This is a genomic window from Allobosea sp. GW821-FHT10B12 (genome assembly GCF_059415545.1).
In genome coordinates, this window is the sequence record NZ_JBWKNL010000013.1 from 50,852 (window position 1) to 75,809 (window position 24,958).

At 65.8% G+C, this 24,958-nt stretch carries 24 protein-coding genes; 9 read left to right on the top strand and 15 right to left on the bottom strand.

The window, feature by feature from the left end; genetic code table 11:
* Window positions 1-44: 44 nt before the first annotated feature.
* Entirely contained in the window at window positions 45-1,271 is a 1,227-nt protein-coding gene (locus AC07O0_RS27855) for a hypothetical protein (RefSeq protein WP_494627718.1), read from the bottom strand.
* A gap of 179 nt (window positions 1,272-1,450) precedes the next feature.
* Here AC07O0_RS27855 and AC07O0_RS27860 point away from each other — a divergent pair, with 179 nt between their 5' ends.
* Complete coding sequence (locus AC07O0_RS27860) at window positions 1,451-3,733, top strand: ArnT family glycosyltransferase (protein WP_494627720.1); 2,283 nt, start codon at window positions 1,451-1,453, stop codon at window positions 3,731-3,733.
* Window positions 3,734-3,741: 8 nt separating this feature from the next.
* Here the strand turns inward: AC07O0_RS27860 and AC07O0_RS27865 are convergent, their stop codons facing one another.
* The 11 genes from AC07O0_RS27865 to AC07O0_RS27915 all read right to left on the bottom strand — a co-directional run bounded on the left by AC07O0_RS27865 (window position 3,742) and on the right by AC07O0_RS27915 (window position 15,866).
* On the bottom strand, window positions 3,742-4,689 hold the full coding sequence (locus tag AC07O0_RS27865; protein ID WP_494627722.1) for a glycosyltransferase family 2 protein: 948 nt from the start codon (window positions 4,687-4,689) through the stop codon (window positions 3,742-3,744).
* Between the two features lie 166 nt (window positions 4,690-4,855).
* Window positions 4,856-6,022 (bottom strand): glycosyltransferase, encoded by a 1,167-nt coding sequence (locus AC07O0_RS27870; protein ID WP_494627724.1) that lies wholly within the window; start codon window positions 6,020-6,022, stop codon window positions 4,856-4,858.
* A gap of 178 nt (window positions 6,023-6,200) precedes the next feature.
* Window positions 6,201-7,301, bottom strand: coding sequence for a glycosyltransferase family 4 protein (locus tag AC07O0_RS27875; protein ID WP_494627726.1), 1,101 nt, complete (start codon window positions 7,299-7,301; stop codon window positions 6,201-6,203).
* Entirely contained in the window at window positions 7,298-8,455 is a 1,158-nt protein-coding gene (locus tag AC07O0_RS27880) for a DegT/DnrJ/EryC1/StrS family aminotransferase (RefSeq protein WP_494627728.1), read from the bottom strand. The genes AC07O0_RS27875 and AC07O0_RS27880 overlap by 4 nt, the downstream gene beginning before the upstream one ends.
* Entirely contained in the window at window positions 8,455-9,039 is a 585-nt protein-coding gene (locus AC07O0_RS27885; RefSeq protein WP_494627730.1) for an acyltransferase, read from the bottom strand. The genes AC07O0_RS27880 and AC07O0_RS27885 overlap by 1 nt, the downstream gene beginning before the upstream one ends.
* 20 nt (window positions 9,040-9,059) lie before the next feature.
* Window positions 9,060-9,998 carry a Gfo/Idh/MocA family oxidoreductase gene (locus tag AC07O0_RS27890; RefSeq protein WP_494627732.1) on the bottom strand — a complete coding sequence of 313 codons (939 nt, stop codon included), beginning with the start codon at window positions 9,996-9,998 and terminating at the stop codon, window positions 9,060-9,062.
* 61 nt (window positions 9,999-10,059) lie between these two features.
* Complete coding sequence (locus tag AC07O0_RS27895; RefSeq protein WP_494627734.1) at window positions 10,060-11,400, bottom strand: nucleotide sugar dehydrogenase; 1,341 nt, start codon at window positions 11,398-11,400, stop codon at window positions 10,060-10,062.
* A gap of 153 nt (window positions 11,401-11,553) precedes the next feature.
* Window positions 11,554-12,297, bottom strand: a complete 744-nt coding sequence (locus tag AC07O0_RS27900; RefSeq protein WP_494627736.1) for an FkbM family methyltransferase — start codon at window positions 12,295-12,297, stop codon at window positions 11,554-11,556.
* Between the two features lie 72 nt (window positions 12,298-12,369).
* A complete protein-coding gene (araD, locus tag AC07O0_RS27905; protein WP_494627738.1) occupies window positions 12,370-14,100 on the bottom strand; it encodes an L-arabinonate dehydratase in 1,731 nt (576 codons plus the stop codon).
* Between the two features lie 154 nt (window positions 14,101-14,254).
* Window positions 14,255-15,169 (bottom strand): dihydrodipicolinate synthase family protein, encoded by a 915-nt coding sequence (locus AC07O0_RS27910; protein ID WP_494627740.1) that lies wholly within the window; start codon window positions 15,167-15,169, stop codon window positions 14,255-14,257.
* Complete coding sequence (locus tag AC07O0_RS27915) at window positions 15,162-15,866, bottom strand: GntR family transcriptional regulator (RefSeq protein ID WP_494627742.1); 705 nt, start codon at window positions 15,864-15,866, stop codon at window positions 15,162-15,164. Before AC07O0_RS27915 ends, AC07O0_RS27910 begins: the two co-directional genes overlap by 8 nt.
* A gap of 206 nt (window positions 15,867-16,072) precedes the next feature.
* On the opposite strand from AC07O0_RS27915, the gene AC07O0_RS27920 reads away from it, so the two are divergent.
* From AC07O0_RS27920 to AC07O0_RS27930, 3 genes are all read left to right on the top strand, one after another.
* On the top strand, window positions 16,073-17,047 hold the full coding sequence (locus AC07O0_RS27920; RefSeq protein WP_494627744.1) for a Bug family tripartite tricarboxylate transporter substrate binding protein: 975 nt from the start codon (window positions 16,073-16,075) through the stop codon (window positions 17,045-17,047).
* A 158-nt stretch (window positions 17,048-17,205) separates the two neighbouring features.
* Window positions 17,206-17,922 carry a ribonuclease activity regulator RraA gene (locus AC07O0_RS27925; protein WP_494627746.1) on the top strand — a complete coding sequence of 239 codons (717 nt, stop codon included), beginning with the start codon at window positions 17,206-17,208 and terminating at the stop codon, window positions 17,920-17,922.
* Window positions 17,923-18,046: 124 nt separating this feature from the next.
* The gene (locus AC07O0_RS27930; RefSeq protein ID WP_494627748.1) at window positions 18,047-19,141 is read left to right on the top strand and encodes an SMP-30/gluconolactonase/LRE family protein; all 1,095 of its coding nucleotides are present in this window, start codon (window positions 18,047-18,049) and stop codon (window positions 19,139-19,141) included.
* A gap of 1 nt (window position 19,142) precedes the next feature.
* Here AC07O0_RS27930 and AC07O0_RS27935 read toward each other — a convergent pair whose 3' ends face one another.
* The gene (locus tag AC07O0_RS27935) at window positions 19,143-20,180 is read right to left on the bottom strand and encodes an LLM class flavin-dependent oxidoreductase (protein WP_494627750.1); all 1,038 of its coding nucleotides are present in this window, start codon (window positions 20,178-20,180) and stop codon (window positions 19,143-19,145) included.
* 245 nt (window positions 20,181-20,425) lie between these two features.
* On the opposite strand from AC07O0_RS27935, the gene AC07O0_RS27940 reads away from it, so the two are divergent.
* A complete protein-coding gene (locus tag AC07O0_RS27940; protein ID WP_494627752.1) occupies window positions 20,426-20,623 on the top strand; it encodes a hypothetical protein in 198 nt (65 codons plus the stop codon).
* A gap of 96 nt (window positions 20,624-20,719) precedes the next feature.
* Here AC07O0_RS27940 and AC07O0_RS27945 read toward each other — a convergent pair whose 3' ends face one another.
* Window positions 20,720-21,184: a hypothetical protein gene (locus AC07O0_RS27945; protein WP_494627754.1), complete on the bottom strand. Its 465-nt coding sequence runs from the start codon at window positions 21,182-21,184 to the stop codon at window positions 20,720-20,722.
* Window positions 21,185-21,404: 220 nt separating this feature from the next.
* On the opposite strand from AC07O0_RS27945, the gene AC07O0_RS27950 reads away from it, so the two are divergent.
* Window positions 21,405-22,061: a cyclic nucleotide-binding domain-containing protein gene (locus AC07O0_RS27950; RefSeq protein WP_494627755.1), complete on the top strand. Its 657-nt coding sequence runs from the start codon at window positions 21,405-21,407 to the stop codon at window positions 22,059-22,061.
* A 12-nt stretch (window positions 22,062-22,073) separates the two neighbouring features.
* Here the strand turns inward: AC07O0_RS27950 and AC07O0_RS27955 are convergent, their stop codons facing one another.
* On the bottom strand, window positions 22,074-22,274 hold the full coding sequence (locus AC07O0_RS27955) for a hypothetical protein (protein WP_494627757.1): 201 nt from the start codon (window positions 22,272-22,274) through the stop codon (window positions 22,074-22,076).
* A 130-nt stretch (window positions 22,275-22,404) separates the two neighbouring features.
* Between AC07O0_RS27955 and ccoN the strand changes: the two genes are divergently transcribed.
* Genes ccoN through AC07O0_RS27970 form a run of 3 tightly spaced genes read left to right on the top strand, consistent with a single transcriptional unit; the run spans window position 22,405 to window position 24,955 of the window.
* Window positions 22,405-24,018, top strand: a complete 1,614-nt coding sequence (gene ccoN, locus AC07O0_RS27960) for a cytochrome-c oxidase, cbb3-type subunit I (protein ID WP_494627845.1) — start codon at window positions 22,405-22,407, stop codon at window positions 24,016-24,018.
* Between the two features lie 8 nt (window positions 24,019-24,026).
* A complete protein-coding gene (ccoO, locus tag AC07O0_RS27965) occupies window positions 24,027-24,791 on the top strand; it encodes a cytochrome-c oxidase, cbb3-type subunit II (protein WP_494627759.1) in 765 nt (254 codons plus the stop codon).
* A gap of 8 nt (window positions 24,792-24,799) precedes the next feature.
* Entirely contained in the window at window positions 24,800-24,955 is a 156-nt protein-coding gene (locus AC07O0_RS27970; RefSeq protein ID WP_057191412.1) for a cbb3-type cytochrome c oxidase subunit 3, read from the top strand.
* The last annotated feature ends 3 nt before the right edge of the window (window positions 24,956-24,958 follow it).

Below are 24,958 nucleotides of genomic sequence, written 5' to 3' on the forward strand. Positions count from 1 at the left end.
CGACTTGACCCCCCGGGGCCGAATGCCTGCCGGTGAGGTTCGCGTCAAGCTGCTTCGTCGTGATCCTGTCTATCGGTGCCGGCCTTGAACAGGCGCGGCAGAACCAGCCACAGGGCCAGGCTTCGCAGCCCGGCAATGACAGCAAAGCAAAGCAGGGCAGGGACCGGCTCTGTCGCCAACTGGAAGACCAGAAGTCCCGCAGCAAGAGCGGTCAGATGGATCGCGAAGGCCCGACGCTCCGCGCCGGCGAAGGCGACGAGCTCGGCATGCGGCCCGCCGAGCGCGATGGCGCCGGTCAGCAGGCAGGCGATCGGAATATAGGCGCCGGTCGCCGCGATACGGCCTTCGATGACGACGAGGTTGAGGGCCTGGGCCCCACCCGCCAGCAAGGCGACGAAGAGCAGGACGCCGGCGAGATAGATCAGCGCGAACATCACGGGAGACGTCGACGAGCCTCGACCGCGCCAGGCACCCGACGCGACGATGAAGGATGTCGCAGCGGAAGCGAGCAACTGCATCGGCGCATCGGCGATCCGCAGCGCCAGGGCGATGTGGCCAGTCGTGGCATGGTCGGCGAGGCGGCCGACCGTGATCAATGGCAAGGCGACGAGAGTCTGCGAAGCGAGCGCCGCCGGCAGATTGAAGAAGATCAAGCGATGCCAGCGTGCCAGCACACCGGCTGTCCAGCGTGGGCGTATCAGCAGCCGCAGCAAGGCGCCGTGTCCCGCCGAAACCATGACGGCGGCTAGAGCAACGCCGATGATCTCGCCAGCGACCAGCATGGCCAGCGGCGGCCAGCCGGTCGCCAGGAGCGCGATCTGCGCCGTGAACTGGCCGATGGCTTGCGCCAGGATCAGGGCACTGAGTCGCATTTGGTCGCCGGACCGCAATAGCCAGGCGTTGACCAGCAACAGCATGCCGCGCGCCAGGAAGGCGACCAAGAGCAGCAGCGCGAAGCCATGATGCGGGTGCTGGGCCGGGAGATCGGGGTTGAGGGCGAAAGCTGCTGCTACCGCTACCAGTGAGCTCGCCGGGAGGATCAGCAGGGCGTTGCGCGTGACACGTACCGCCTCTGCTATCGAGGGAGCCGTGACAATGGCCCGCTCGAGCCGGAAAACGGCGAACACCGCAAAGACCAGCCCGATGGCCTGCAACCGTCCGTAGAAGCCGAAAACCGCAGGTGCGACGACGATTGCCACCACCAGCGCCAGCAATGCTGAGGCAATGCGTGCGCCGAAGGCGAGGGCGATCAGGCTACGGGGTCCGGTCATGCCGCTTCTTGCGATCCACGAAAGTGGCGTCGCCATCGCGAACGGCCATCGCCGTTATTGCCGGCTCGCCGTCGGAGGTAAAGCGCATGCTCGGCATGGCGGCTTGATCCGCATCATTCGAACCTGCGAGAATGCCGACGCTCTTGCGGCATGCCGTCGCTGCCACGATACCGGCTCTTATGCTTCTTCTCCCAAGCCTCGCCGTACTCGGCGCGTTCGCAATGCTCGCGATTGCGACGGCGACGCTGCTATGCAACCGGGGAGGGTGGGGTTCTGCCGACCGGCCACTGGCGCTCGCAGTCGGTGTCACTTGTGCGCCGGCCCTTGCCGGTGCGGCGCTGCTGCCATTCTTCCTGGCGGGCTGGCATCCGATCAACGCGCGCGCCCTGCCTTTCGCACTCGCAGCGCTGATGTTGACCCTGGCGGGTTGGCATTTGCCGCTGCGTCTTCCGGACGTCTGGCGCAGACCGGGACTGGCGGCCCTCGCCATCATGTTGACCGCGGCTGGCCTCTTACTGGCGCTGCTCGCATTGCCGCTGATCGAGAACGATGCGCTCGAATACGCGGCTGTCGCCCGCTTCCTGGCGCTGGAAGGCAATCTGCAGCGCTACCCGCTCGTCATGGCCGACCCGGCGAGCGGGCTTTATGCGCCTTCCATCCACCCGCCGCTGTTCCATCTGGCGTTGGTCTGGGGGCAGGCCTGGTTTGGCGAGAATATCTTCATGGCGCAGCGGCTGATCGCGCTGTGGTCAGCGGTTGGGGCGACCTGCGTCGTCGGCGTGATGGCCTGGCGCGAGAGCCGCGTCGCAGCGGCCTGCGCGATGCTGCTGCTGACGGCGACGCCCTTCTGGCTCGGCAGCGTGGCCGGCTATGGCATCGACGCGATGCGGATCGCGTTGTTCACAGCAGCCGTAGCGAGCGTTCTCGTCGTCGTCGAGGTCGCAAATCTGCGTCGCGCCACGAGCGTGGGCCTTGTAAGCGGGCTTGCGATGTGGACGCATGGCATCGGCATCCTCGCGCCCGCCTTCGCAGGGCTCTCGCTTGCACTGTTCCTGCTTCCGGCACGGCAGTGGCGTCCCGTGCTGGCGTTCGGCCTGGTTGCTCTGCTTGGCGGTGGCGGCTGGTTGCTGCGCAACCTCTGGCTATTCGGCACTGCGATCGGTGACGACTGGCCCGCGGCAAACTGGCCAAACCTGGCATTTGCGGCGGATCTCGCCGCCCGGCGCGGTCTCGTTACCTTGCCTGAGCAGATCATCCATGGGGCCTTGCGTCCCTGGGCCGATATCGGACTCTTTGGCCCGGCCTTCTGGCTTACCTTGTTGGCGCTTCCGCTCGGCGTGAGGCGGCCGCGCGGCCCGCTGACGATAGCAATCGTCGTGGTCTTCGGCTTCACGGCGCTGGCCTTGCTGAGCGTCGCAGCCGGTTCGCTCCTGGTGGTGAAGAACCCGCGCTATGTGCTGACGGTGGCGCCGTTCGCGGCGATTGCAGCCGGCATCGGCTGCGCCCGGCTGCTGCGCGCGGGGCCGGTGCTGCGCCGGGCCGTGCAGGGTGTCCTGGCGCTGGCGCTGATCTGGGGAGCGATCAATCTCGGCATCAGATCCTATGGCCTGGCTGATCTACAGCTCGCTCTCTCAGGCGCGGAGCGCGGCTTCCTGAAGAAACCGCGCGTCACCGGCGGCCCCCTGCTCGAACGGCTGGAAGGCCTGGAGCCGGGGCGCGTGCTCAGCTTTCGGCCGCCGGAAGTCGCGATCTATGGCGGGCACCCCTGGATCGATCACATCGATCCGCGGCTGAAGGATCTGCACAGCGCCGATGTGGCGACTGCGGCAGCGTGGCTGGCGCGCCATGACGTCCGCTTCGCGCTGCTGCCGGACTACAGCCCGGTCACCCATGGCCGCTCGAGTCTCGGTCTCCTGCTCGGCGATCCCGCCTGGGCCGAGCCGCTCGCGGCGCATCGCGGCGCGCGGCTGTTCCGATTGCACGGAACGCCGGCGGCCATCGACTGTTCGCCGCAGCCTCTGGCCGCCGCGATCGAGAGGTCTACCAGCGTCGGCCTCGGCGATGTGCTGGCGCGGCTGTCGGGCATTCCGCACCTGCGTCGGATTTTACCCGGCTACGCGCCGCGTATCGAGCAGGACACAGTCTTTGACTGGTCGAACGCCGGCGCGGGAGAGCTGGAGATCCCTGTCGTGCAGCCGTTCGAGGGGCGCTTTGCCGCCACGCTGCAATTGTCGGGAACGGGTGTCTTTGCCGTGGATGCCGTCATTGCGAGCAGGGACGGCGAATCGACGGAGATCCGGCTCGTCGACGCACTTGCCGATCCGAGCCCGCGCGCGGTTTCCGGACAATGGTTCACCGGTCCGGGCCAGACGCTACGCGCGCTGCGCGTCAAGCCGCTGGCGCCGGCCAGCGGCAGGGTCGAGTTGCACAGCGCGAGCCTCTGCCGCGTCGCGGAGCGCTGACGATTTCGTCAGCGCAGGTGCTTGTTGGAGTCCATGTCGAACCACATCGCGAAGAAGATCGACTGCATCGCGGTCGAGAACGCGAACAGCATCGCCATGGACGACATCGGCGGAGCGACCCCTTCGATCACCCACAGCCCGATCACGCGCAGGAACATGAAGACGCTGAGCAGCAGCATCAGGACGCCGAGCACGTAGAAGAAGATCAGCGGGTGGAAGTCGCGGACGATATACTTCTCCCACAACCGGCTGAGGAACCCCCGAACGAGGACGTTCGAGATGGTGAAGATCACGCGGCGGATCTTGATGCCGCTGACCTCGCCGACGCCGTAGACCGGGCGAATCGGCACGTCCCGGACACGGAAATTCTCGATGTTGAGCTTGATCAGGACGTCGTTCGGCTGGCCGTAGCGCTTGTACATGTTGTCCCAGTCGAGCGTCTGGAGCACGGCCTTGTTCGCGACCGTGTAGCCGGTCTGGGAATCGGCGACATGCCAGTAGCCGGAGGCGATCTTGGTCAGCAACGACAGGACCGAGTTCCCGAAGAAGCGGCGCTTCGGGATCAGGCGGTAGGAGCCGCGCCAGATCAGCCGATTGCCCTTCGAGTAGTCGATGCCTTCATCGAAGACGGGATCGAGCAGGTTCGGCAGGTCAGCCGGATCCATCTGCGCGTCGCCAGCCATGACGACCGCTGCGTCCATATCGTTGTCGCGAGCCCATTTGTAGCCGGTGGCGATGGCGCCGCCGACACCCTGGTTCTCCTGGTGTTCGAGCAGGACGATCTTCGGATTGGAAGCCGAGAGCTCCTGGACGACAGCAACGGTTCGATCTTTGCTCTTGTCGTCGATGATGACAATCTTGTCGACAAATTCCGGCATTGTCGAAACGACTTTGCCAATCTGCGTCTCCTCGTTGTGGCAGGGCACAACGACGCAAACAGTCTTGTTCTTGTACATCGGAAGATTGCTTTTCTCGAGAGGCTGGCTACCCAGGCGAAGGCGCGCCTTGATTGCACAGAAAGGGGGGTGTTTCAAGGTTATCCCGTGCTTCGGCAGCCGTACTTTTCGTTTTCGCGTGGGGTCTTTCTCTGCCACGGGCTGGATGAGCGAATAGCGTCGACACCTAATCTGCTCGGAGCGCCGCGACCTGTGCGGTGAGCCGTTCATAGAGCGTGATCAGCTTGGCCTGCTCCCTGCTCCAGCTGAGGTCGCGCGCCGCGACGAGCGCCTTGGCGCGCATCACGGCGAGCGCGTCCGGATCAAGCGATGAGAGAGCAGCTGCAATCGCCTCGGGCGTCGCCTCGGCCGCGGCAAGCCCGCAACCGTGCTCCCGAACCAGATCGGCCAGATCGGTCTGATCCGCGACCAGCAGGGCCAGGCCGGCCATGAGATATTCGTAGGTCTTGTTCGGCATCGCGAAACGCGTCTGGCCCGTGTCGCGCGGAGCGCAGAAGACGCCGACATGAGAGCTTGCGGCTGCCTGGATGACGTTGTCGTAAGGCACGCTCGGCTCGAAGCTGATGCGGTCAGTGGCGCCGGACGCGGCGGCGAGGCGCCGGAGCTGTTCCAGATAGCTCGGAAGGCCGTCGCCCCGCAGCGTCAACTGGTATTGCGGCAAGAGCGGCATGGCCCCGATCAACGGTTCGATGCCGCGTCCGCCTTTCATGATCCCGTGGAACAGCAGGCGCACGGGCTCGCCAGGCGGAGCCGGAACCACGGATTGGTAGGCTGGCGCGTTGCCGATCACGACCGGGCGGACGGGCAGTTCATAGATCCGCTCGAGCGTTTCGGCGATACCGTGGCTCACGGTCACCACCGCATTGGCTGCCTTGATGAAGCGAGATTCGATGGCGCGCGTGTGTTTCTGGGCAACCAGGCGCCAGACCCAGTTGTCGGCGTGCTCTTCGCCCGCCAGTTCGTGGCTGTCATAGACGATGAACGAGCCGGCCGCGCGTTTCGCGGCGTCGGCGGCGACCAGCGTTTGCCAATCATTGGCGTGGATGATGTCGGGGCGGAGCGCGAGCAGGGCGGCCCTGGCAGCCCGGTGCTGTGGCAACAGCATGTGCAGGAATGGGGCGGAGGCCGGGGCGAAATTGGCGGGGAATTGTGTTGCGGCGAGCGCGAGCCGCTGGCCGGTGTGCCCTGGCGGGTTGGGCAGCCGAATCATCTTGACGGGCAGGTCGGGCGGTTCGCCGAAGCCGATTGCGATGACCTCGTGGCCAAGCGCCACCAGCGTCTCGAGCGTGCGCAGGACCCGATAGTCGCGCGAGATCGCGGTGTAGGACAGCACTGCGATCCGCAGCGTGCGCTCGGCCCGACTATTCACAGAGAGCACGGCCCCAGAGTTTCAGAATCGCGGTCATATCCAATTTGCCGAATCCGAGAATACTTCAACAGCCAGGATTTAAACTATCTCAAACGGCGCTTCGAGCAGGGGGAGTTCCGGGCGTGGCGACTCTGCCAACGGATCAGCCGGCCGGCACCACCGCCCGCAGAAGGCGGTCGACCTCGCCACCACGCTGCTGCCAGCTGGCCTCGCGCAGAACATAGGCTACGGCACTCTCCCCCAGCATGGCTGCCTTGTCCGGTTCCGCGGCAAGCGTTTTGACGGCCTTCGCGATCGCCGTAGCGGAGGCGGGAGGCACGATCAGACCGGCGCCGGCCTGCCTGACGATCTCGGCCTGGAACGGTAATTCGCTGGCGATCACCGGAACGCCGCAAGCCATGGCCTCGAACAGTTTCAGCGGCGCGACGCCAGAGGCGGAGCGGCCGTCCTGGTCCTCGATCACACAAAGTGCAGCGAGCGCGCCGCGCAGCAGGGCAGGGATCGCCTCATAGGGCTGCCGGCCGAGCCAGAGCAGGCGAGCGTCAGCCTTCGCAGCTTCGAGCTTGTGGCGTTCGATGCCGTCGCCAACGATGACGAGCTTCACATCCTCTGGCCAGGACGGGTCTTGCCGCGCCGCGAGCATGGTGCCGATGCCGTGCCAGGCGACGAGGCCGCCGACGAAGATCACATAGCGGCCGGCAATGTCGGAGCGAGGCCCGTTTGGCGTGAACAGCTCGGTGTTGGCGCCGTTGGAGACGACACTGACCCGGTCATGGCCGACGAAGGCACGGACCCATTGCGCCAGGCCCTCGGTGACGGCGACCAGATGAGCCGCCATGCGGTATTGCGTCCGGTAGAGCCAGGCGAAGACCGGCGAGAGCGGTTTCAGCGCCGGGTAGGTCACGCCGATGTCGGCCGGCTTGCCATTGATCTCATGCACGACCGGCATCTTGCGCCAGCGCGCCCAGAGCGCGAGCGGCAACGCCATGAAATGCGAGCGGACGAAGACCGCATCGAATTCGCGAAGGCGCCGTGCCAGTGCCCATTGCACCCGGCCATAGTCGAGCGCGCGTTGCAGGAAAGACGTGCGCGCGCTCGCTCCGCCGCGTGTCGTGGCGAAGAGCTCGACCTGCCAGCCCGACTGCCTCAGGCTGGCAATGATCTCATCGATATGGGTCTGCGACGCCTGACCAGGTCGCGGCGTCTCGAGCGAAAGATAAGCCAGCCGAAGCGGCCGGCTCATGCCACCGCGGCGGCGGGCGCCGCCAGAGCCTCGCGCACGGCGGCGATGATGTAGTCCTGCGTCGCCTCGTCGAGATAGGGGTGCATCGGCAGCGCCACGACCTCCTGCGCGACGCGCTCGGAAATCGGCAGGCCGTTGCCGGCGACGGGGAAGTGCTTGTAGGCAGTCTGCTGGTGCAGCGGCTTGGGATAGTAGACCGTGGTGGGCACGCCCTTGGCCTTGAGCGCCGCCTGGAAGGCGTCGCGGCGACCTGCGTCGACCCGAATCGTGTACTGGGCCCAGGTCGAGACGCTGTCCGCCATGACGTAAGGCGTCGTGACGAGGTCCTTCAGCGCTGCGGTGTAGCGCGCGGCCACGACCTGGCGCTGCTCGATCTCCTCGGCATAGATCTTGAGCTTCTCGATCAGGACGGCAGCCTGGATGGTATCGAGCCGCGAGTTCACGCCGACGCGGACATTGTCGTACTTGTACGAGCCCTTGCCATGAAAGCGCAGCGAACGCAGCAGTTCGGCGTGCTCGTCGCTGTCGGTCAGGATCGCACCGCCATCGCCATAGCAGCCGAGCGGCTTGGCCGGGAAGAAGCTGGTCGTGGCGAAATCACCGATCGCGCCGGCGACACGGCCCTTGTAGCGGGCGCCGTAGCCCTGGGCGGAGTCGGAGATCAGGACGAGGCCGTTCTCTTTGCAGAAGGCTTCGATCGGCTCGTAGTCGCAGGCCTGGCCGAAGAGATCGACGGTGATCAGGGCGCGCGGCTTGAGCTCATGCTTTTTTGCGGTCTCCAGCGCAGCGGCGATCGCCTTCGGGTCGATGTTGTAGGTGGCTTCGTCGATCTCGGCGAAGACCGGCGTCGCGCCCATCCAGGCGACGACCTCGGCGGTGGCGGCGAAGGTGAAGCTCGGGCAGAGCACGGCATCGCCCGGGCCGATGCCGAGCGCCTCGAGTACCAGGATCAGCGCGTCAGTGCCGTTGGCGACGCCGATCGCGTGCTTGGCGCCGCAGAAGGCGGCGAGCCCGGCCTCGAACTCGCCGACCTGCTCGCCGAGGATGTAGTTGCCGTCATGGACGACCTTGAGGATGGCCTCGTCCATCGCCTTGCCGATGCGCTGGCGCTGGGCCTTGAGGTCGATGAACTCGATCGTGGGACGCTCGCTCATCAGACGATCTCCTCCAGAGTGTCGGGCCCGGTCTCGCGATAGCGGCGGCCGGTTTCGGGGCAGGTGAGATCAGCGCCGAGCTTGGCGCCGTTATGGCTCATCCAGCCGATGCGGCGCGCCGGCACGCCGGCCATCAGGGCGAAGTCGGGCACGTCCTTGGCCACCACCGCACCGGCTGCGATGAAGCAATAGGCGCCGAGCGTGTGGCCGCAGACGATGGTGGCGTTGGCGCCGATGCTCGCGCCCGTCTTCACCAGCGTGCGGCGGAATTCCGACTTGCGGTTGAGGAAAGCGCGAGGGTTGTTGACGTTGGTGAAGACGCAGGACGGGCCACAGAAGACGCCGTCCTCGAGCTCGACGCCGTCATAGAGCGCGACATTGTTCTGGATCTTGCAGTCATTGCCGACGTTGACGCGCGGGCCGACCATCACGTTCTGGCCGAGCACGCAGTCCCTGCCGATCGTGGTCTCGCCGAGGACATGGACGAAATGCCAGACCTTGCTGCCGGCGCCGATCGTCACGCCGTCGTCGACATAGGCGCTTTCGTGGATCTTCACGCCGGGAAAGCGCGGATCGTCACGCATCTGCGGCCCGGCCATCGGCTTCAGGCCTTGAGATATTTGTCGACGAAGGGGTGGCGCTCGCCATTGGCGACGATCGGCAGATTGCGGAACTCAGAGACCACCTCGACGCAGAAACGGACGTCCTCGAGGCCGTAGCCCTTGCCGGCCAGGATCTCCTGGTAGCTGCGGGTGTGCAGGTCGGTGAAGCCTTCGGAGAACTCGACCTCCTCGCCGTCGAGGGTGATCGAGCGATAAGTCGTCTTCTTGCCCTTGACGCTGTCGGGCAGGTCGTTGGCGTCGACCGAGAGGAACCAGCGCACATCGGCCTTCTCGTAGGAGAGCAGGCCGCCGGCGCGCCCGGGCTCGCGCAGGCTCGCGGTCTGCGACTGCAACGGGCCGAAGACATAGGCGAGCATGTCGAAGAAATGGACGCCGATATTGGTGGCGACGCCGCCGGACTTGCTGTCGTCGCCTTTCCACGAGGCGAAGTACCAGCGGCCGCGCGAGGTGATGTAGGTCAGGTCGACGGCGTGGCGCTCGTTCGACTGGGCGATGCGCTCCTTCAGCGCCTGGATCGCCGGGTGCAGGCGCAGCTGCAGGATCGTGTTGATCTTGCGGCCGGTGTGCTGCTCGATCTCGGCGAGGCCGTCGATGTTCCAGGGATTGAGGACGAGCGGCTTCTCGCAGATCACATCGCAGCCGGCACGCAGGCCGAAACGAATATGGGCGTCGTGCAGGTAGTTGGGCGAGCAAACACTGACATAATCGATGTCTTCGCCGCGCCGGTGCAGCTTGTCGACATGCCGGTCGAAGCGCTCGAACTCGGTGAAGAAATGCGCCTGCGGGAAGTGGCTGTCGATGACGCCGACAGAATCATTCGGGTCGTAGGCCACCTTGAGGTCGCCGCCATTGGCCTTGATCGCCGTCATGTGGCGGGGAGCGATGTAACCGGCGGCGCCGATCAGCGCGAAGCTCGTCATGATTGTCCGTCTCGATCTCGTGCGTCGTGCCAGCAAGCTAAGCCCCGCCGGCGCCGTTCTATCAGGCCTTGAAGACGTTGTCCGCCTTGATGCCAGCGCGGGCGCAGGCGTTGCGGGTGTCGACCACCAGCTTGGAATCGACGACGATCGCTTGATAGTCGACGTCGTCGTGGTCGGTCGCGATCAGCACGGCGTCGAAGCCGGCGAGCGAGGCCTTGTCGACCGGAGCGCTCTTGCGGCCGGTCAATTCGGCGTGCTCGCGGGTCGGCGGGATCACCGGGATGAAGGGGTCGTGGAACTCGACATGGGCGCCGCGCTTCTCGATCAGCTCGATCAGCTTGAGCGAGGGGCTCTCGCGCATGTCGTCGATATTCTTCTTGTAGGCGATGCCGAGGATCAGGATCTTCGCGTCGCTGAGATTCTTGTGCCCCTTGGAATCGAGCAGGGCGGCGAGCTGGTCGACGACCTGATAGGGCATGCGGGTGTTGATCTCGCCGGCCAGCTCGATGAAGCGCGTGGCGATGTCGTATTCGCGCGCCTTCCAGGTCAAATAGAAGGGGTCGATCGGGATGCAGTGGCCGCCGAGGCCCGGGCCCGGATAGAACGGCATGAAGCCGAAGGGCTTGGTCTTGGCCGCTTCGATGACCTCCCAGACATCGATGCCCATCGCCGCGTAGACGGTCTTGAGCTCGTTGACGAGGGCGATGTTGACAGCCCGGAAGATGTTCTCGGTCAGCTTGACCGCCTCGGCCGTCGCGGTCGAGGAGACCGGGACCGCCTTGACGACGAGGGCGCCGTAGAGCGCGAGCGACATGGCGAGCGCGTCGGCGCCATCGCCGCCGACGACCTTGGGAATCGTCGAGGTGCCGAAATCGGGATTGCCCGGGTCCTCGCGCTCCGGCGAGAAGGCGAGGAAGAACTCTTCGGCGCTCTTCAGCCCCGTCGCCTTCTCCAGGATCGGGCGCATGACCTCGTCGGTCGTGCCGGGATAGGTGGTCGATTCGAGAACGACGAGCTGGTCCTTACGCAGGCGCTTGGCGATCGCCTCGGTGGTCTTCACCACATAGGACAGGTCGGGCTCGCGGTATTTGGTCAGGGGCGTCGGCACGGCGATCAGCAGTGCGTCGGGCTCCGCCATGCGGTCGAAATCGGTGGTCGCGACGAAGTTGCCGGTCTTCGCGCTCTCGATGATCAGGTCCATCGGGATGTGCTTGATCGCGCTGCGGCCGGCATTGAGGTCGTCGACGCGCTTCTGGTCGATGTCGAAGCCGATGACCTTGATGCCCTTGCGCAGGGCCGCGAGTGCGAGCGGGATGCCGACATAGCCAAGGCCGACGATGCCGATGACGATCGAGCGGTCGTTGACGCGTTCAATAAATCGCTGCGCGGTTGGCGAAGTCACAGAGCACCCCAAAATTGCGGAAAGATCGACTGGCGCCGATCTTTGCGCGTGCTTCTTCCAGAGTTGCCAAACTACGTCAACATCCGCTTGGGCATGGGCGCTGCAGCCCTGCTCTGCATCCCCGTGTTTTGCGGGGGCGTGCGACAGCCCACTTTAATCTTTGAAAATGCTCTTAAAATACCGATTGATCGCGATGTGATCGACAACGATGCCGCGGTTCCGTTCGGTCAGGATACCGGCGTGCCAGTACCAGTCGTCGAAGCCGACATTGAGTCGCTCATAGCCGGCCTGCGCCAGCAAAATTCGCATCTCTTCGCGCCGCGGCTCGACGAAGTTGTGCTCGATGGTGAGCAGAGCGATGCGATGATGTGCAAGGTCGATGGTGCGCAGGATATCGAGTTCCGATCCTTCCGTGTCGAGCGAGACATAGTCGAAGCCGGTTTCAGTGAAATCAGCCATGGCCGCGATCTCGGCGAAGCTGATGCTCTCGACCTGAATTAATCCATGCGTCGCGGCGGCCCTGGCGCGGTCGTCGGCATAGCGGTCACTGCCAGCGAATTCGGCCAAGGTCCCGATTTCCTGGGAGGGAATGAAGGACAGGGTCTGACCGGACTCGCGATAGACGGCCCGCTCCAGGCAGATCGCGCTACGGCGCTCGTGCAATCGGGCGAAAAGGGCGGGATTGGGCTCGACGCAGACGCCCCGCCAGCCATGCTCGCGTTCGAGGTAGTAGCTGTTGCTATGCAGCACGCCGTCGAAGGCGCCGATCTCGGCGAAACGGCCATCGCGCCGGCCATTGCACATGGCGAAGACCCAGCGTTCCTGCTCGATCTGCGAGTTCGTCGGCATCTCGTAGGCGATCACGGGATCGAAGCGATCCGGTCCTGAATCTGCCATCGCCCGCCTCGCCGCCTCCGCCGACGCGAGCGTAGAACGCGCCGGCGGCAAGGTGAAGCCGGGGCTGACCGATCAATGAATCTCCGGCTCCGCCACCTTCGCCGTGCCGGCGAGGTAGTCGAAATCGCAGCCCTTGTCGGCCTGCTGGATGTGGGCGGCCGACATCTTGCCCCAGCCGCGCGGATAGTCGCGGTTGGGCGGCGTCCAGTTCTTGAGGCGCTCAGCGATCTCGGCGTCCGTCAGGTTCACCGAGATGCTGCGGGCCTCGACATCGACGCTGATGATGTCGCCGGTCTTCACCGCCGCGAGCGGGCCCTTGATATAGGCCTCCGGCGCGATGTGGAGGACGCAGGCGCCGTAGCTGGTGCCGGACATGCGGGCGTCGGAGAGCCTGAGCATGTCGCGCACGCCCTGCTTCAAGAGCTTCTTCGGGATCGGCAGCATGCCCCATTCCGGCATGCCGGGACCGCCGACGGGCCCACAGTTCTTCAGCACCATGACGTGGTCGGTGGTGACATCGAGATTCTCGTCGTTCACCGCCTTCATCATCGCATCATAATCCTCGAAGACAAGAGCCGGGCCGGAGTGCTTGAGCAGGCGCTCCTCGGCGGCGGAGGGCTTGATGACGCAGCCGCCTGGAGCAAGGTTGCCCTTGAGCACGGCAAGGCCGTTGGCGGTCGAGACCGGCCTGTCGAGCGGGCGGATGACGTTGTCGTCATAGACCTTGGCGAGCGCGATCGTCTCGGAGATCGGCTTGCCGGTCACCGTCATGGCGCCGGTGTGGAGCTTGCTCTCGAGCTGCTTCAGCAAGGCGGGCAGGCCGCCGGCATAGAAGAAATCCTCCATCAGGAAGTCGCCGGAAGGACGCAGGTTGGCGATCACCGGGACCTTGCGCGAGAAGGCGTCGAAATCGTCGGGCGTCAGCGGCACGCCGGCGCGGCCGGCCATGGCGACGAGATGGATGATGGCGTTGGTCGAGCCGGCGACCGCCATATGGACGGTCAGCGCGTTCTCGAAGCTCTCGCGGGTCAGGATGCGGTCGGGCGTCAGGTCCTCCCAGACCATCTCGACGATGCGCTTGCCGGCGGCGGCGGCCATGCGCGGATGGGCGGCGTCGGCGGCGGGGATGGCGGAGGCGCCGGGGAGGGTCAGGCCGAGCACCTCGGCATGGCTCATCATCGTGGCTGCCGTGCCCATCACCATGCAGGTGCCGTGCGAGCGGGCGATGCCGCTCTCCATGTCGCGCCAGTCGGCATCGGAGATGTTGCCGGCCTCCTTCTCGGCCCAATACTTCCAGACATCGGCGCCGGAGCCGAGCGTCTTGCCGGCCCAGTTGCCGCGCAGCATCGGCCCGGCCGGCACGAAGATGAAGGGCAGGCCGGCGCTGCAGGCGCCCATGATCAGGGCCGGCGTGGACTTGTCGCAGCCGCCGAGCAGGACGGCGCCGTCGAGGGGGTGGGAGCGGATCGATTCCTCCGCCTCCATCGCCAGGAAGTTGCGATAGAGCATGGTCGTCGGCTTCTGGTACTGCTCGGAGGCCGACATCACGGGGATCTCGACCGGGAAGCCGCCGGCGGCCCAGACCGCCCGCTTCACCGCCTCGGCGCGGTCGCGCAGATGGGTGTGGCAGGGGTTGATCTCGGACCAGGTGTTGAGGATGCCAATCACCGGCTTGCCCATGAACTCGTCATGGTTCAGGCCCATCTGCAGGGCCCGCGAGCGGTGCCCGAAGGAGCGCAGGTCGCTGGCGCCGAACCAGCGCTTCGAACGCAGCGTGTCGGGCGTCTTGCGGGGATGGGACATCGGCGTTTCCTCGAACTCTTGGTGTTCTAACTTATGCTGGTAACGAGCACTGCCGTCATGCTCGCCCTTGTGGCGAGCATCCACGTCTCGACCGCGTTGCAGGACGGAAGACGTGGATGGTCGGGACAAGCCCGACCATGACGGGAAGAGACGTTTATTCCGCCGCGGCCCGTTGACTGCCCCAGCCCGAGACGATCTTGCGCAGTTCGGCGCGCTCGCTCTCGTTGAGTTCCGGCAGGCCGGGCAGGCGCACCGGGCCGACATTGGTGCCGAGCAGGCCGAGCGCTTCCTTGACCACGGTGACGTTGGCGCCGTTGCCGTATTTGGTCCGCAGCGTCTCGAAACCGGCGATCTCGTCGACGAGGCGGCGAGCGAGGTCGTAGTCATTGACCTCCAATGCCCGCCAGATCGCCAGCGAGCGCTCAGGCGCGACATTGACCAGGCCCGAGGTGAAGCCGCGGGCGCCGAGCGCGTGGAAGGGCGCGGCCCAGCCCTCGGCGAGGCCGCAGATCCAGTTGGCGCTCGAGCCTTGCGTGGTGCGGACGCATTCGGCGAGCAGCATCACGTTCGGCGAGGCGAACTTGACGCCGGCGACATTGGGATGGGTCGCGACGCGGGCGAGGTCCTTCACGCCGATCGCATCCGAGCGGATATAGGCGACGAGCGGGATCGTCAGCGCCTCGGCGATGGCGAGGATGTAGTCGGCCTGCGAGTGCGGGGCGGCGAAGGGGTCGAGCGGGTGGTGCACCATCACCGCGTCGCAGCCGGCCTTGGCGGCGAGCTTGCCGGTCGAAATCGCCTCGCGCAGCGAGCGGCCGATACCGGCGGTGACCAGCGCCTTGCCGGCGGCGGCTTCGGCGGCGACGGAGTGGCTGCGGATAACCTCATCCGTGGTCATCGGGTAGAACTCGCCGGTATTGCCGGCCGAGACGATGTTGTGGATGCCGGCCCCAGCGATGCGCGCGACGATCTTGCCGGTCAGCGCCCAGTCGGCCTCGCCATCGCTCTTCCAGGCGGTGACGTGCACGCCGGAAATGCCGCGCAGCGCGGCGCGAACCTTGTCACTCATCGTAATCCAATCCTTCCGCGTCGGCGCCGAAGACCTGGCGCACATGGCTCTTGGCGGAGCGCACGATATGGCTGCGCATGCGCTGCTCGGCCCTTGCCGGCTCGCGGGCAGCGAGTGCTTCGAAAATGCCCTTGTGCTCGACATAGCCCTGGCGCCGCTCGCTGGGCTCGCCGAGCAGGGCGATACGCTGGGCGTGGTCGTACATGCGCTGGCCGTCGAGGCGGCGCTCCAGGTAACCGCAGCCCGAGATGCGATGGATCATGCCGTGATAGGCCTCGTTCAGATTGACGAGGTCTTCGAGATCGCCGTGCTCGGTCGCCTGCGCCATCTCGTCTATCAGGCGGGCCATCTCGGCGATCTCGGCAGCACTGATCCGGTTGGCGGCGATATGGGTCATGACGCTTTCGAGTGCGGCGCGGCCGAGCGCCATCTCCAGCGCCTGCCGGGCAGAGAACTCGACGAAGACCCCGCGGCGGGCCTCGGTCCGCACCAGCCCCTCGCTCTCCAGCATGCGGATCGCGTCCTTCACCGGCGTGGTCGAGACGCCGAGCATGTCGGCGAGGCTGCGCTCGTTCAGCCGTTCGCCATAGCGGAACTTCCCCGCGACGATCGCCCGGCGCAGGCGCTCGTGCACATGCTCGCGCAGCGAGCGCAGCAGATGCGGCGAGACGGGTTCGATGGCGAGCGCTTCTGACATCCGGGTTCCTCTGGCGCGGCGCGGCCTTGCGATTCTGCTCGCGGCCTGCCTGTCGCCATTGCCTCACCAGACACCACAAAGCGCAAGTGACATCAAGTCTGAAATTTCAGATTTCAAATCTGAAATTGCGTGCTATGGAGTCGAGCAAGACGGCCGCCAGACGCCGGAACGGCGAGGCCGGAGGGATAATGACGAGGGAGGATTGGATGACATCGATCACACGCCGCAGCCTGATCGCCGCAGCCGGCGCCATGCTGGCCGCACCGGCTTTGGCGCAGAGCGGCTATCCCGGAAGCAGGGTCGTCACCATCGTCGTGCCCTTCGCCGCTGGTGGCACGACCGATCTGCTCGGCCGCATCCTGGCCGACCGGCTCGGTGCACGGCTCGGCGGCAAGTTCATCGTCGAGAACCGTGTCGGCGCGGGCGGCAATACGGGCGCGGCGACCGTGGCGCGTTCTGATCCGGACGGTTACACGCTGACCATGGGCACGGTGTCGAGCCACGCCATCAACCCCGGCGTCTACACGAAGATGCCCTATGACCACATCAAGGACTTCGCGCCGATCTCGCAGGTGGCGAGCGTGCCGAACATCCTGATGGTCAATCTCGATTTGCCGGCCAAGACTGTGCCGGAGCTGATCGAACTGCTGAAGAAGAATCCGGGCAAATATTCCTTCGGTTCCTCGGGAGCGGGCACCTCGACCCATATGGCGGCCGAACTGTTCAAGGTCTCGACCGGCACCGACATGGTCCACGTGCCCTACCGCTCGAGCGGGCAGGTGACGCAGGACCTGCTCTCGGGCCAGATCCAGCTGACCTTCGACAACATCACCATCGCCTGGCCGCATGTCGAAGCCGGGAAGATCCGGGCGCTCGCCACCGCGACGCCGAAGCGGCTCGCGGTCGCGCCGGACCTGCCGGCGCTGTCGGAGTTCATCCCCGGCTACGACGCCAGCTCCTGGCACGGCTTCTTCGCCCCGTCGAAGGTGCCGCCGGAGATCGTCGCGAAGCTCTCGACCGAGACGCAGGCGATCATGCGCGAGCCGGCGGTGATCGATCAGCTCAAGAAGCTCGGCGTTGATCCGGTCGGCTCCAGCCAGGCCGAATTCACCGCCCATATCGCCAGCGAGACCAAGCGCTGGGCGGACGTGGCGCAGAAGGCCAATGTGAAGATCGAATAACGCCGCTCTGTTCGTTTTATCGTCATCCCGGGCGACCGAAGGGAGACCCGGGATCCATGCCGGAACGGTTCAGGAATGGATCCCGGATCGGCGCGGCTTCGCCGCTTGTCCGGGATGACCCTTCTGGAATGGTTCGTGTAATCCGAAAGAAGCCGACAATGACCGAAGCCCTGACGCCCGAAAACCGCGAGAAGCTGAAGCGCGTCTCGACCGCTACCCTGACCACGGCGCTGTTCAAGCGCGGCCTGCGCAACCAGTTCATCCAGGATGTGCGCCCGCTCTCAGCCAACGCGCCGCGCATGGTCGGCGAGGCCTTCACCTTGCGCTACATCCCGGCGCGCGAGGATCTCGATCATCTCAGCGTGTTCGAGGGCACGCAGCATCCGCAGCGCGTCGCGGTCGAGACCTGCCCGCCCGGCCATGTCATGGTGATCGACAGCCGCAAGGATGCGCGCGCCGCCTCGGCCGGCTGCATCCTGGTGACGCGCCTGATGCAGCGCGGCGTCGCCGGCATCGTCAGCGATGGCGGCTTCCGCGACAGCCCCGACATCGCGGCGCTCGGTTTCCCCGCCTATCACAACCGCCCGAGCGCACCGACCAATCTGATCCATCACCACGCGCTCGACCTCAACGCGCCGATCGGTTGCGGCGACGTGCCGGTCTATCCCGGCGACATCATCGTCGGCGATGGCGAAGGCGTCTGCGTGATCCCGGCCGGCATCGCCAACGAGGTTGCGGCCGAAGCCTATGAACAGACCGCCTATGAGGACTTCGTCGAGGCCAAGGTCCGAGAAGGGCGCGGCATCTTCGGGCTCTACCCGGCCAATGCCGAGACCAAGGCCGAATTCGCCCGGTGGCGGCCGGACTGGAAATGACCTGAGACCGCTCCCGTCGCCAAGGTGACGGTAAAAGATCCGCCGAAGGGCGGTGAAGACCGGGCGCCGCCAATGCGACGCCCGAAGGCATAGCCGTGACAACAAGAGCACAGGGGGAAATGCCATGACCGATGCATCACGTCGTCAGTTTCTGGGGGGCAGTCTCGCCGCCGTGGCCGGTTCGGTCGTGGCCGGGCCGGCGCTGGCGCAAGCCTTCCCGTTCAAGCCGAACCAGCGCTATCCTGACCCGGCCGTCGACATCCTCGATCCGAGCTTCGCAAAATACCGGATCTATTCGAGCACGGTCGAGCAGCTCGGCACCGGCATGCGCTGGGCGGAAGGGCCGGTCTATTTCCCCGAGGGACGCTACCTTCTCGTCAGCGACATCCCGAACAACCGGATCATGAAATATGACGAGGTGAAGAACACATTCACCGTCTTCCGCGAGAACGCCAACTACGCCAATGGCAATGCCCGCGACCGGCAGGGTAGGCTGATCACCTGCGAGCACTCGGTGACGCGGCGCATCACCCGCACCGAGAAGAACGGCCGGATCACGGTGTTGGCCGACAAGTTCGAGGGCAAGCGGCTGAACGCACCCAACGACGTCGTCGTCCGCTCGGACGACACGATCTGGTTCACCGACCCGCTCTTCGGCATCAACGGCGAATGGGAAGGCTCACGCGCCAAGCCGGAGCAGGCGACGACGAACGTCTACCGGCTCGCTACCGACGGCAAGCTCACGGCGGTGATCACCGATCTGGTCAATCCCAACGGGCTCGCCTTCTCGCCCGACGAGAAGAAGCTCTATGTCGTCGAATGGCGGGGAACGCCGAACCGCAGCATCTGGAGCTATGACGTCGATGCGGACGGCAAGGCCTCGAACAAGGTCAAGCTGGTCGACGCCGCCGATTTCGGCGCGCTCGACGGCTTCCGCGTCGATCGCGACGGCAATCTCTGGTGCGGCTATGGCAGCAATGGCGCGCTCAATGCCGAGCCCGCCGATGTCGGCGGGCGCAAGGTCTTCAGCCTGCGCGGCAAGTCGGAGGACCTCGACGGGGTGATGGTGTTCAGCCCGGCCGGCAAGCCGCTCGCCTTCATCCACCTGCCCGAGCGCTGCGCCAATCTCTGCTTCGGCGGGCCGAAGGGCAACCGGCTCTACATGGCGAGCTGCCACTCGCTCTACGCCTTCTATGTCGAGGCGCACGGAGCGGTGTGACTTAGCTAGCGGCGACCAGCTCGCGCACCATCGGGATGACCTCGCGACCATAGAGCTCGATGCAGCGCAGGAGCTTGTCTTGTGACAAGGGACCTGCGCTGATCTTGAGCTGGAAGCGCCGCAGGCCGAGCGCCTTCACCGTCGCGGCGATCTTGCGCGCGACGGTCTCGGGCGAGCCGAGATAGAGCGCTCCGCCCGAAACCTCGCGCGCGAACTCCTCGCGCGACAGCGGACCCCAGCCACGCTCGGCGCCGATGCGGTCGCGCATCGTCTTGAAGGCGGGGAAGAACTCCTCGGCCGCCTGCGTGTCACTCGCAGCGACATAGCCCGGCGAATGCACGCCGATCGGCCGTTCGCCATGGCCGAGCCGTCCCATCGCGTCGCGATAGAGCTGGGCGTAGGGCGCGAAGCGCTGCGCCGGGCCGCCGATGATGGCGAGCATCAAGGGCAGGTCGTAGCGCGCCGCCCGCACCACCGATTCCGGGCTGCCGCCGACGCCGATCCAGGTCGTCAGCTCGCTCTTCTCGATCGGTGGGAAGACCTGCTGGTCCCGCAGCGGCGGACGCAAGGATCCTTCCCAGGTCACGCTCTTCTTGCGGATCAGCTCGACGAAGAGATCGAGCTTCTCCTCGAACAGCACCTCGTATTGGCGCAGGTCGAAACCGAAGAGCGGAAAGGATTCGGTGAAGGAGCCGCGGCCGAGGATGACCTCGGCGCGGCCGTTCGAGAGCGCATCGACCGTCGAGAAGCGCTGGAAGACCCGGATCGGGTCGTCCGAGCTCAGCACGGTGACGGCCGAGCCGAGGCGGATGCGATTGGTGCGGGTGGCGATGCCGGCAAGCACGGTCTCGGGCGAGGAGACCGCGAAATCGGCACGATGATGCTCGCCGATACCGAAGAAGTCGATGCCGATCTCGTCGGCGAGCACGGCCTGCTCGACGAGATCCCGAATCACCTGCGCATGCGGGAGCAGGACGCCATCCGGGCCGGCGGTGACGTCGCCGAACGTGTCGAGGCCGAGTTCGAGATTGGCGGGCATCAGCGAGTCCGAAGCGTTGCGAACAGCGCCGGTGGTCGGCGCCCGAGCGATCTGGCGCCGGAATCCCCATGGTTCAAGATGCGCTGGCGCCGAGGGGTCTATGCGAATTCGCCGAAATCGGTACCATGAGGAACAATAATATCTGCCGGACCCTCATTTGGGTGTGGCGGAGGGGATATGAATGATGTCGCCTCGGACCGAGCTCAGAGAGCGAATTCGGGCGCGACCATAAGGGGGAGAGGTTCATGGGCGGCGAAGCTGCGGCCGAGAGCGATCGCTCGATCGTCGGCAACCCGATGCTGCTGCCGTTCTTCGATTTGTCTTTCGACGAGATCGAACTGCTGTGCCGGGTCACGGCGCAGTGGCGCGACGGCCCCCAAGAGGCCGTCGACGGCGCGTGGTTGGCGAGTTTCATGGACGCACGGAAGGAGCCGACCCGATAGGCGAGGCGCTTCTTGTCGCGCTCGGCATGGTCGCCCTCGCGGCGGCGGCCTGGTGGGCGACCAATCGATGGCGGCTCTGACGCGGCCGCCCGCAGATCAGGCCGCCGGCTCGAGCCGGGCGCGGCCGAGGACCATTACGCGGTCGACCTGGAAGCCGCAGCGCCGAAGCGCATCGTGATCCTGCGGCCAGGCGGCGGAGCGTTCCAGCGAGATCGCGATACGCGGCAGGTCGAGCTGCGCCGCAAGCTGGTTGGCGAAACGGAGCAGCGCGTCGACCAGGCAGGTCCCGGGCAGGCGCAGCATCGCGATCTCGGAGATCTCCAGCGTCGTGCTCCCGGCGATCGTCCGGGCGGCGCGGAAGCCGAATAGAGCGTGCGGCATCCGGCGTGCATCGCGCAGCGCGAAGACGCCGCGCGGCTGCGCGCCATCCTGCGAATGGTCGCGCACGAAGGCGGCCCAGTCATCCGGCGTCACATCGGAGTGCAGCAGCGAGACGAGCCCGTAGACCGTATCGGCGCAGCCCGGCACGATGCGCGCGACTTCGAAGATGTCATCGCCCATCACGTGCGGCTCTCCCTGGTTTCAAGGCAGCAACCTCGTTTCGCCGGGCCTGTTGCCGCATTGATCTGGATCAAATCCGTGGTCCTGCGGCAGGAGGCAGGCTTTGTCCGCCAGATCGCATGCGATACGGTTCGCGCATGAGCAGGAAGGTGCGATCGTGAACTGTCAGCCCTCGGCGTGCAGCGCCGCCGCCCGCGGCGAAGGCGGATGCCGCGACTGCATGGTCCGTCTGGTCAGCGTCTGCGCTTCCCTGACGGATGACGAGCTCGCCTTGCTGGAGTCACTGGCGACGCCGACGCATTTTGCCTCCGGCGAGACGCTGTTCACGCAAGGAGCCGAGGCGCATTGCGTCTACAACGTCACCGGCGGTGTCGTGCGTCTGTACAAGCTGCTCTCGGACGGGCGCCGGCAGGTCGTCGGCTTCGCGCTGCCCGGCGATTTCCTCGGGCTCGCGATGCGTGACGCCTATGGCTTCTCGGCCGATGCCATCGGCGATGTCGCGGTCTGCGCCTTCTCGCGGGCGGCTTATACGGCGCTGGTCGACGCCAAGCCGCATCTGCTCAAGCGCCTGCACGAGTTCGCGACGCATGAGCTGACGCTCGCCCATGAGCAGATGCTGCTGCTTGGCCGCCGTACTGCCGAGGAGAAGCTGATCTGCTTCCTGCTCGGCATGCAGCAGCGCTGGGCAAGGCTCGGCAAGCCCTCGGTGACGGTGCCGCTGCCGATGACGCGGCAGGACATCGCCGATTTCCTCGGGCTGACGATCGAGACGGTGAGCCGCACCTTCACCCGCCTGGCGAAGGACAAGACGATCCTGATCGTGCCCGGCGGCGTGCGCGTGATGAACGCGGAGCGGATGAACGTCGTCGCGGCGTGACGGACCACTCCGTCATTCCGGGGCGTCGCGCAGCGACGAGCCCGGAATCCATGAACACAGGGCGGGAAGGATTGCGGCGACGCTGCGGTCTTTCTTTTTGTTGCCGTGTTCATGGGTTCCGGGCTCAGGCCTGTCGGCCTGCCCCGGAATGACCGGGAAACTGCTGCGCCGTCCCGCCGCAGCCTCCGCCTTTCCACCCTTGACCTGGATCAAAGCCCCCCGATCTGCCGGCCAGTAAGCCTCCCATCGAGGGCGCGATCCGTGCGCCCGCAATGAGCGGGAGTCGGTGGTGAGCGCGACGACGAGCCCAGTCAGGGCAATGACGGTCGGCGAGATGATCGGGATGCTGATCGCGGGAGCCTGCGTGCTGCCGCTGATCCTGATCGGCACGCTGACCGAGAACTCCGGCTACGCCTTCCACGCCCTGCTCGGCGCTGCGGCCGCCGCGGCCAGCATGATCCTGATCGGCAATCGCTGCTTCGACGGTTCGCCCGCGGTCCCGCCGCAGGAGATCGATGGCAAGCCGAACTACAATATGGGACCGGTCAAGTTCGCGACCGTCGCCTCGATGGTCTGGGGCATCGCGGGCTTTGCCGTCGGGCTGATCATCGCGCTGCAGCTCGCCTTCCCGGTGCTGAACTTCGACCTGCCCTGGACCAATTTCGGCCGGATGCGGCCGCTCCATACCTCTGCGGTGATCTTCGCCTTTGGCGGCAACGTCCTGATCGGCACCTCGTTCTACGTCGTCCAGCGCACCTGCCGGGCCCGCCTTGCCGGCGACCTTTCGCCCTGGTTCGTCGTGCTCGGCTACAACCTGTTCATCGTCATCGCCGGCACCGGCTATCTGCTCGGGATCACCCAGAGCAAGGAATACGCCGAACCAGAATGGTATGCCGATCTCTGGCTCACCGTCGTCTGGGTCGTCTATCTCCTGGTCTTCCTGGGCACGCTGCGGAAGCGCCGGGAGCCGCATATCTATGTGGCGAACTGGTTCTATCTCGGCTTCATCCTGACCATCGCGGTCCTGCACATCGGCAACAACGTCGCCGTGCCGGTCTCGATCCTGTCGCCCAAGTCCTACGGCCTGTGGTCGGGGGTGCAGGATGCGATGTTCCAGTGGTGGTATGGCCATAACGCGGTCGGCTTCTTCCTGACCGCCGGCTTCCTCGCGATTATGTATTATTTCGTGCCCAAGCGCGCGGAGCGGCCGATCTACAGCTATCGGCTCTCGATCATCCATTTCTGGGCCCTGATCTTCATCTATATCTGGGCCGGCCCGCATCATCTCCACTACACTGCGCTGCCCGACTGGGCGCAGACGCTCGGCATGACCTTCTCGATCATGCTGTGGATGCCCTCCTGGGGCGGCATGATCAACGGCATCATGACCCTGTCGGGCGCCTGGGACCGGCTGCGCTCCGACCCTGTCCTACGGATGATGGTGGTCTCGCTCGCCTTTTACGGCATGGCGACCTTCGAGGGGCCGCTGATGTCGATCAAGGCGGTGAACGGGCTCTCGCACTACACCGACTGGACCATCGGCCATGTCCATGCCGGCGCGCTCGGCTGGGTCGCCTACATCTCCTTCGGCGCGATCTACTGCCTGGTGCCCTGGCTGTGGAACCGCAAGGGGCTCTACTCGCTCAGGCTGGTGAGCTGGCACTTCTGGGTCTCGACGCTCGGCATCGTCTTCTACATCACGGCGATGTGGGTCTCGGGGATCCTGCAGGGCCTGATGTGGCGGGCCTACACCTCGCTCGGCTTCCTCGAATACGCCTTCATCGAGACCGTCGCGGCGATGCACCCGTTCTACGTGATCCGGGCGCTGGGCGGCGCGCTCTTCCTGATCGGCGCGTTGATCATGGCCTTCAATCTCTGGATGACCGTGCGCTGCGAGGAGGCGGCCGACACGCCTGAAGCTTATGCGCTGCCGCCCCGCCAGCTCGCCACCGCCTGAGGACCATCATGACGAGCATCGAACAGAAGCCGCCGCGCCGCTCGCTCTGGGCCAAGCACAAGATCTTCGAGACCAACTCGATCGTCCTGGTCATCGGCACGCTGCTGGTGATCTCGATCGGCGGCCTGGTCGAGATCGCGCCACTCTTCTACCTCCGCAACACGATCGAGACGGTGCAGGGCATGCGGCCCTACACGCCGCTCGAGCTCGCGGGCCGCGGCATCTATGTGCGCGAGGGCTGCTACAACTGCCACAGCCAGATGATCCGGCCGCTGCGCGACGAGGTCGAGCGCTACGGGCCCTACTCGCTCGCGGCCGAGAGCATGTACGACAAGCCGTTCCAGTGGGGCTCGAAGCGGACCGGGCCGGACCTCGCCCGCGTCGGCGGCAAGTATTCCGACGAGTGGCAGCGGGCGCATCTGGCCGAACCGCGCGCGATCGTGCCGCAATCGATCATGCCGGGCTATCCTTTCCTGGCGAAGATCGAGCTTGCCTTCGGCGACATCGCCGACGAGTTGCGCGCCAACCGCGCCGGCGGGGTGCCCTATAGCGACGAGATGATCGCGCAGGCGCAAAGCGACCTGAAGGCGCAGGCGACGCCGGACCATCCCGGCCAGGCCGATCTGGAGAAGCGCTATCCCAAGGCGCAGTCGCGCGACTTCGACGGCAATCCGCAGCGCATCACCGAAGCCGATGCCCTGATCGCCTATCTGCAGGCGCTCGGCACGATGGTCGACTTCAAGCTCTACGACGACAAAGCCAACATCCGCTGAGCCCGACCATGCAAACGACCTATCACTGGCTCGCCGGCTTCGCCCAATCCGCCGGGCTCCTCTACTTCGTCACCGTCTTCCTCGGGGTCTGCGTCTACGCCTTCTGGCCGAAGAACCGCGCCCGCTTCGAGGAAGCCGCGCTCAATCCGCTGCGCGAGGACTGACCG

Excerpts from the sequence above, each read along its gene's own strand:
- ccoN (WP_494627845.1), top strand. The coding sequence starts at position 22,405 with ATGCTGATCGCGGGAGCCTGCGTGCTGCCGCTGATCCTGATCGGCACG.
- AC07O0_RS27940 (WP_494627752.1), top strand. The coding sequence starts at position 20,426 with ATGGGCGGCGAAGCTGCGGCCGAGAGCGATCGCTCGATCGTCGGCAAC.
- araD (WP_494627738.1), bottom strand. The coding sequence starts at position 14,100 with ATGTCCCATCCCCGCAAGACGCCCGACACGCTGCGTTCGAAGCGCTGG.
- AC07O0_RS27925 (WP_494627746.1), top strand. The coding sequence starts at position 17,206 with ATGACCGAAGCCCTGACGCCCGAAAACCGCGAGAAGCTGAAGCGCGTC.
- AC07O0_RS27860 (WP_494627720.1), top strand. The coding sequence starts at position 1,451 with ATGCTTCTTCTCCCAAGCCTCGCCGTACTCGGCGCGTTCGCAATGCTC.
- AC07O0_RS27930 (WP_494627748.1), top strand. The coding sequence starts at position 18,047 with ATGACCGATGCATCACGTCGTCAGTTTCTGGGGGGCAGTCTCGCCGCC.
- AC07O0_RS27880 (WP_494627728.1), bottom strand. The coding sequence starts at position 8,455 with ATGAGCGAGCGTCCCACGATCGAGTTCATCGACCTCAAGGCCCAGCGC.
- AC07O0_RS27865 (WP_494627722.1), bottom strand. The coding sequence starts at position 4,689 with ATGTACAAGAACAAGACTGTTTGCGTCGTTGTGCCCTGCCACAACGAG.
- AC07O0_RS27910 (WP_494627740.1), bottom strand. The coding sequence starts at position 15,169 with ATGAGTGACAAGGTTCGCGCCGCGCTGCGCGGCATTTCCGGCGTGCAC.
- AC07O0_RS27900 (WP_494627736.1), bottom strand. The coding sequence starts at position 12,297 with ATGGCAGATTCAGGACCGGATCGCTTCGATCCCGTGATCGCCTACGAG.
- AC07O0_RS27855 (WP_494627718.1), bottom strand. The coding sequence starts at position 1,271 with ATGACCGGACCCCGTAGCCTGATCGCCCTCGCCTTCGGCGCACGCATT.
- AC07O0_RS27950 (WP_494627755.1), top strand. The coding sequence starts at position 21,405 with ATGGTCCGTCTGGTCAGCGTCTGCGCTTCCCTGACGGATGACGAGCTC.
- AC07O0_RS27945 (WP_494627754.1), bottom strand. The coding sequence starts at position 21,184 with ATGGGCGATGACATCTTCGAAGTCGCGCGCATCGTGCCGGGCTGCGCC.
- ccoO (WP_494627759.1), top strand. The coding sequence starts at position 24,027 with ATGACGAGCATCGAACAGAAGCCGCCGCGCCGCTCGCTCTGGGCCAAG.
- AC07O0_RS27890 (WP_494627732.1), bottom strand. The coding sequence starts at position 9,998 with ATGACGAGCTTCGCGCTGATCGGCGCCGCCGGTTACATCGCTCCCCGC.
- AC07O0_RS27920 (WP_494627744.1), top strand. The coding sequence starts at position 16,073 with ATGACATCGATCACACGCCGCAGCCTGATCGCCGCAGCCGGCGCCATG.
- AC07O0_RS27970 (WP_057191412.1), top strand. The coding sequence starts at position 24,800 with ATGCAAACGACCTATCACTGGCTCGCCGGCTTCGCCCAATCCGCCGGG.
- AC07O0_RS27935 (WP_494627750.1), bottom strand. The coding sequence starts at position 20,180 with ATGCCCGCCAATCTCGAACTCGGCCTCGACACGTTCGGCGACGTCACC.
- AC07O0_RS27875 (WP_494627726.1), bottom strand. The coding sequence starts at position 7,301 with ATGAGCCGGCCGCTTCGGCTGGCTTATCTTTCGCTCGAGACGCCGCGA.
- AC07O0_RS27885 (WP_494627730.1), bottom strand. The coding sequence starts at position 9,039 with ATGCGTGACGATCCGCGCTTTCCCGGCGTGAAGATCCACGAAAGCGCC.
- AC07O0_RS27915 (WP_494627742.1), bottom strand. The coding sequence starts at position 15,866 with ATGTCAGAAGCGCTCGCCATCGAACCCGTCTCGCCGCATCTGCTGCGC.